This window comes from Nostoc sp. CHAB 5715 (assembly GCF_020829685.1).
Lineage (GTDB): Bacteria > Cyanobacteriota > Cyanobacteriia > Cyanobacteriales > Nostocaceae > Nostoc.
In genome coordinates this window covers 1-5369 of record NZ_JAIVFR010000511.1, presented here as the reverse complement: position 1 = coordinate 5369, position 5369 = coordinate 1, and the positions used below count along the sequence as shown (strand labels likewise).

The 5369-nt window shown below is 42.6% G+C and carries 6 protein-coding genes; 3 read left to right on the top strand and 3 right to left on the bottom strand.

The window, feature by feature from the left end; genetic code table 11:
• Window positions 1-75: 75 nt before the first annotated feature.
• On the bottom strand, window positions 76-684 hold the full coding sequence (locus LC574_RS24675) for a macro domain-containing protein (protein WP_229456183.1): 609 nt from the start codon (window positions 682-684) through the stop codon (window positions 76-78).
• Window positions 685-867: 183 nt separating this feature from the next.
• Here LC574_RS24675 and LC574_RS24670 point away from each other — a divergent pair, with 183 nt between their 5' ends.
• From LC574_RS24670 to LC574_RS24660, 3 genes are all read left to right on the top strand, one after another.
• Window positions 868-1740, top strand: a complete 873-nt coding sequence (locus tag LC574_RS24670; RefSeq protein ID WP_229456182.1) for a GNAT family N-acetyltransferase — start codon at window positions 868-870, stop codon at window positions 1738-1740.
• 433 nt (window positions 1741-2173) lie between these two features.
• A complete protein-coding gene (locus tag LC574_RS24665) occupies window positions 2174-3049 on the top strand; it encodes a GNAT family N-acetyltransferase (RefSeq protein ID WP_229456181.1) in 876 nt (291 codons plus the stop codon).
• A gap of 62 nt (window positions 3050-3111) precedes the next feature.
• Complete coding sequence (locus tag LC574_RS24660; protein ID WP_229456184.1) at window positions 3112-3963, top strand: Uma2 family endonuclease; 852 nt, start codon at window positions 3112-3114, stop codon at window positions 3961-3963.
• A 112-nt stretch (window positions 3964-4075) separates the two neighbouring features.
• Here LC574_RS24660 and LC574_RS24655 read toward each other — a convergent pair whose 3' ends face one another.
• Together LC574_RS24655 and LC574_RS24650 are read right to left on the bottom strand one after the other, a co-directional pair.
• Window positions 4076-4609: a hypothetical protein gene (locus LC574_RS24655; protein WP_229456180.1), complete on the bottom strand. Its 534-nt coding sequence runs from the start codon at window positions 4607-4609 to the stop codon at window positions 4076-4078.
• Window positions 4610-5026: 417 nt separating this feature from the next.
• A complete protein-coding gene (locus LC574_RS24650; protein ID WP_109009734.1) occupies window positions 5027-5230 on the bottom strand; it encodes a ChaB family protein in 204 nt (67 codons plus the stop codon).
• Window positions 5231-5369: the final 139 nt, after the last annotated feature.

Genomic DNA, 5369 nt, shown 5'->3' with positions numbered 1-5369 from the left:
ACTCGCGTTTAATTATTTACGCCGCTCTACTTACACCAAGGTGGGTTTGGGGAGAGGTTCTTCCAGGATTACTAACTAAATTGATGTTCTAGAATCTCCTCCTTGCCATATCTGAAGTTGTCTTTGGGCCGCAACTATGCAATTGAGATACTTGGGTGGGTACAGAAAATGATCGTAAGCTAAAGCCATCTGTCTAGCAGCTTCAGTATATGGCACTCGTCCTATTCCTGTACCCAATCCAGGACAGGCAATGGTGTTAATTTTTTGCTTGGCGTGTTGATTATGGTGGCGAACTGCTAACAGCATAGCCCACATCGCTATATAAGGAATATCTGTCCCAGCAATGATCATGGGAACTCGCATGGTAGGTGTATGAGCCAAAAAAGGATGCTTGTGATGACCTGTTTCCACAATCATTGATGTTCCTACAGGCTGTTCACCCAAATAATCCTCAAGAATGCGCTGCTGGACTCTTGCCATTAAGGAATGACCAAAAAAACGGATAATTGCCGCATCAATGCCACCATCCATCATTCCAAAAGAGTTAGCAGGGCTGACCATACAATCAAAATCTGGCAACCACTCGAAATAGTTATTCACTATTTCTACATTGGGTAAGTAATTAAAGTGCTGTTGAAAGGCTGCACACAACAAAGAGTTGGGAGCTACCAATATCAGTTTCAAACTTTTTTTCCTCCGCTTGAATACCTATTTTAAACGTCAGCGAGGGCAAGCATCAACTGTTTCTCTGTATTATCAGCCTGTTCATTGAAAGCGACGGGAAACTCCAGAGAGCAAGTGGCGTGGAGTTTTTTATTCTTAGAACTGCTTCTTCGGTAAACTCAATTAGATACTCAGGAGTTTTTTGTGCTTACTTTGAGAACCCTGCAACCTGGAGATGAAGCATCGCTAGAAGAATTTCTCTTGCAACACAGCGATACTTCGATGTTTTTGCGCTCTAATTTGCGAGCTGCGGGACTACTTGACCAAAATGCAAGATTTCAAGGAACTTACATAGCGGCATATATAGATAAAACTATAGTGGCAGTTGCAGCCCATTTTTGGAATGGGATGATTGTAGTCCAAGCCCCTGTATATTTGCTAGAGGTGGTGCAAGCAGTTGTGGCACAATCTGGACGTGCTATTTCTGGAATTAGTGGCCCAGCAGCACAAGTCGAAGCGACAAAAAGCATTTTGGGACTTAGCAACCGACCGACTCAGCTTGATGAACCTGAGATATTGTTTTCTCTAACACTACGAGACTTACAAATACCTCAAGCCTTAGCATCGGCAAAGGTGCAGTGTCGTTTGCCACATCCAGAGGAGTTAGAATTACTCAGCAAGTGGTGCGTTGCTTATAATGTGGAAACTTTAGGACGAACAGATACTCCCAGTTTAAGACTTGCTTGCGATCGCATAATTGAAACACGTCAAGATATGGCAATGCATTGGGTTTTGGTAGCAGAACATACCCCAGTTTCCTACTCTGCTTTCAATGCCAGCTTACCTGATATTGTGCAAATTGGTGGAGTGTGGACACCGCCAGCGCTGCGGGGTAAAGGCTACGCCAAAAGTGTAGTAGCAGGCTCGTTATTAGAAGCGCGATCGCTCTTAGTAAAACGTGCCATCCTGTTTACAAATGATAATAACCAAGCAGCCCAAGCAGTTTATCGAGGAATTGGCTTTTTGCCTACTGGCGAGAAGTATGGTTTAGTCTTATTTAAAGAAACTCAGGCTTGAGAAATATTGGGTTAAACCTTACAGCTATTTTCAGGTAAATAGACCACGCGGTAGGGGTAAAGCGCAATGCTCATTGGTGTCAACTTAAGGAAAAATCTTTTGAAGAGGACGTTTTGCCCTCATCCCCTAACCCCTTCTCCCAAGTTGGGATTCGGGGAACTAGAGAATTTGCTCCCCTCTCCCAAAATTGGGAGAGGGGTTGGGGGTGAGGGTTAAACCTGGAAAGTTCGCCAAATCTAGCTTATACGTTAAGTTGACACCAATGAGCATTGCTGTGCCCCTACGATAGATGTGGTTCAAATACATGAAAACTGCTGTAATCCAAAATCCAAAATTGAGTGATGCTCTTGCTATCCATTTATAATTTCCCTTTTTCTGGATTTGCTGGAATTGATTTTATAGTAAGTAGTGAATTGTTCGTAATACTTGAACTATGAGCCAGTATCTTTTCAAACAGTCTTTTTCTGCTGATCCCAGCTTAAGCGATAAGCTTTTTGACTTGATGGAAGTCACATTTCCCGGACTCAGCAGTTTAGCAGAATGTGCAAGAAAACTAGGTGCATCCTGGGAAACAGCTTCAACTCCGTTTATGCGCTTTCATGATTATATAGCTATTACCCATGTGGGAGTGTTAGAAATTCCCATGCAAATTATGGGACAAAGGTTCACTGTCGGAGGAGTTCATGGAGTAGCTACACGTGCAGAATTTCACCGGAGAGGGTATTACCGCGAAGTAATGAAAGAAGTGCTGGAATATTGCGATCGCATTTATGAAACCTTGGTACTAACGACACTACAACCAGAGTTTTACCTACCTTTTGGCTTTCGTGTTGTCGAAGAACACATCTTCAAAGTTAAGTGTAACTCCACAGGTAGCACTGATAGCTTCAGAACAATGGATTTTACAGATACCAAAGATTATACATTGTTACACAGACTTTTAGAAACACGCGCCCCTGTCTCTAATATAGTTGGCGTAGTCAAAGAAAAACCTGTGTTCTGTGTCAATGAAGGAAGTCGTCCCTTATATTATGCAGAAGATTTAGATTTAATCGCCTGTCTGGAGATAGAAGATACCCGACTTCATCTTTTCGATTTAGTTACAACGCAGATATGCCCTTTGAAGAATATTCTTGCTAAGATACCTCAACCCATTGAAGAAGTAGTGATTTACTTTAGTCCAGAACTTCTTGATGTCAAAGATGTGGAAACATTCGTCCATGCATTAGATGAAACTGTGCTGATGGTTCGTGGTAAATTTGCAGCTGAGGGCGAGAAATTTATGCTGCCTCGTTCTGCAAGGTGTTGAGTTACTCAAAAACAATTGAATCATAATAGAACTGAGAGTTTCATCATCAGCACTGGTTTATGATATATCAAACCGACCCACCGCGATCGCCAAAAGATGTATTGCCAACCATGTATGATCTTCCCAGTGAAGATCCCCAGGAGCCTGGTTTGCCCGATCAGTTTCATTTATTGCAACCTCGTCTGTTAGACGAAACCTTTCGTCCACCGAATTATCCCAGCGACGAGATATTTGTTGCTAGCGATTTGAATCTTTATTATGATCCACGCCATCCACTGTGGCATAAACGACCTGATTGGTTTGCTGTTTTAGGTGTTTCCCGTCTCTATGAACAACGAGATTTACGCTTAAGTTATGTCCTTTGGCAAGAGGGAGTTCAGCCTTTTATTGTAGTTGAATTGCTGTCTCCAGGTACTGAAAAGGAAGACTTGGGGCAGACATTGCGGGATATCAAGCAACCACCAGGAAAATGGGAAGTATATGAGCAGATTCTGCGTGTTCCTTATTATGTAGTATTTGATCGGTACAAATATGAGTTAAGGATATTTAAATTAGATGGAGGTCGTTATGCTGAGATAACACTGTCAGACTCACGCTTGTGGATACCAGAACTAGAATTAGGCTTGGGTGTGTGGCGGGGACGCTATCAAAATGTAGAACAGCCCTGGTTACGCTGGTATGATTGGACAGGCTGCTGGGTATTGACTTCTACAGAACAAGAAAGTCAACGGGCTGAACAAGAAAGCCAACGGGCTGAACAAGAAAGCCAACGGGCTGAACAAGAAAGTCAACGGGCTGAACAAGAAAGACAAAGGGCTGAACAAGAAAGACAAAGGGCTGAACAAGAAAGACAAAGGGCTGAACGCTTGATTGCACAATTGCGATCGCTCGGCGTTGAACCCGATGTAGATTAGACATATCAGAAAATTAAATATATATTATCCAGAACCCTTGTAGAGACGTAGCAGTGCTACGTCTCTACATTCATTTTTGGAGATGTCTATTAGTTTTTTTAGAAATTTTGACTTAATTCCCCACAAGTTTGCTCTTTTGTGAATAATCTGTATAGCCTTGAATATTTTCAGGTTCAAATTGACGCAGTACGCGCGTAGCTTCGCGTATTAAATCCTCATTTCCGGTAACTACAATTAAGTATTTGCCAGCATTTAGACGGTTACGATAGGGTAAAGCATCGCCACTGCTAACTGTTAACCCGACAGTTCGACCGATTAAACCAGCGCCCAAAGCACCGGCTATACCTCCTAAGATCCCAGCAAGAAATTCATTGCCAAATCGAGCAAACTGGGGAAATATTTCAATTTGTGTGAGATAGTTGAACGCATAACCTGCAACAAATCCAAAGGGTACAAGCCACCAAAAGAGCCGATTTGATTGTTTGCGGGCTTGCTTGTCGGGATCAATTAGTCCAAATTCATCAGCACTTAGATAACCATTGCCCAAAATATTGACTTGTGAAGTTGGCAAGCCTGCTTTTTCCAGAGCAGAGTAGGCGGCTTCTACTTGTATTCGATCTGGTAAAACTGCAACAAGGTAATTCATAAGACCTCACTTAATAAAGTTTTTTTGTGCAGTAATAAAACTGCTCAATACAATCTGATACCAATTTGAAAAATGATTGCGACAGATAAAAAACTCCACCCACAAGGGGATGGAGTTTTTGGGCATGGGGAATGGGGAAGAGTTACCAATGCCCAATGCCCAATGCCCCAAGTCGGCGGGCGGCTATCCCTCTCCACGCCACTTGCGGGATGGAGTTTCCCGCCGACTTCCATGAAGGTCTAAAAGCGATTACCAGTAATATCATATCCGGCTAATTAGTTACAGTTACCACTTCTGTGCAAAAATCGGAAAACCCTCTTACCCTGAGTCAATAGCCCCTTGCGGTCTTAATGATAAGTCTTTAACCGGACATGATATAACTCTTTGCCAATCTAAAATCCAAAATAATATTATGAGCTATTCTGGCTTTTTGTGCCATTGCCCATCGTTGCCTTTTTCATAATCGCGTTTCACAGCGCTCCAAGCAACACGAAAGGCACGCTCCTCTTCCCCATATTCTTCTTGAGCGTTGTTAAATGCAGCCCGAAAAATTTCTTGGGCGTGCTTGGGTAAGTGCTCTTTGACTGAATCAGGTAAGTCTGCAATCTCTTGGTAAGGCATAAATTTCGTTTCTTTACTTGATGGAGTAATATTCAATTGAATTAAATTTCAAATTTATACTTAGTACAGCTTTGCGTAAATTCGTGGCGATTTGAGGGTTAAACAAACGCAGAGGGGAGGCAGCGCGTTGCGGGGGTTC

Excerpts from the sequence above, each read along its gene's own strand:
- LC574_RS24665 (WP_229456181.1), top strand. The coding sequence starts at position 2,174 with ATGAGCCAGTATCTTTTCAAACAGTCTTTTTCTGCTGATCCCAGCTTA.
- LC574_RS24655 (WP_229456180.1), bottom strand. The coding sequence starts at position 4,609 with ATGAATTACCTTGTTGCAGTTTTACCAGATCGAATACAAGTAGAAGCC.
- LC574_RS24650 (WP_109009734.1), bottom strand. The coding sequence starts at position 5,230 with ATGCCTTACCAAGAGATTGCAGACTTACCTGATTCAGTCAAAGAGCAC.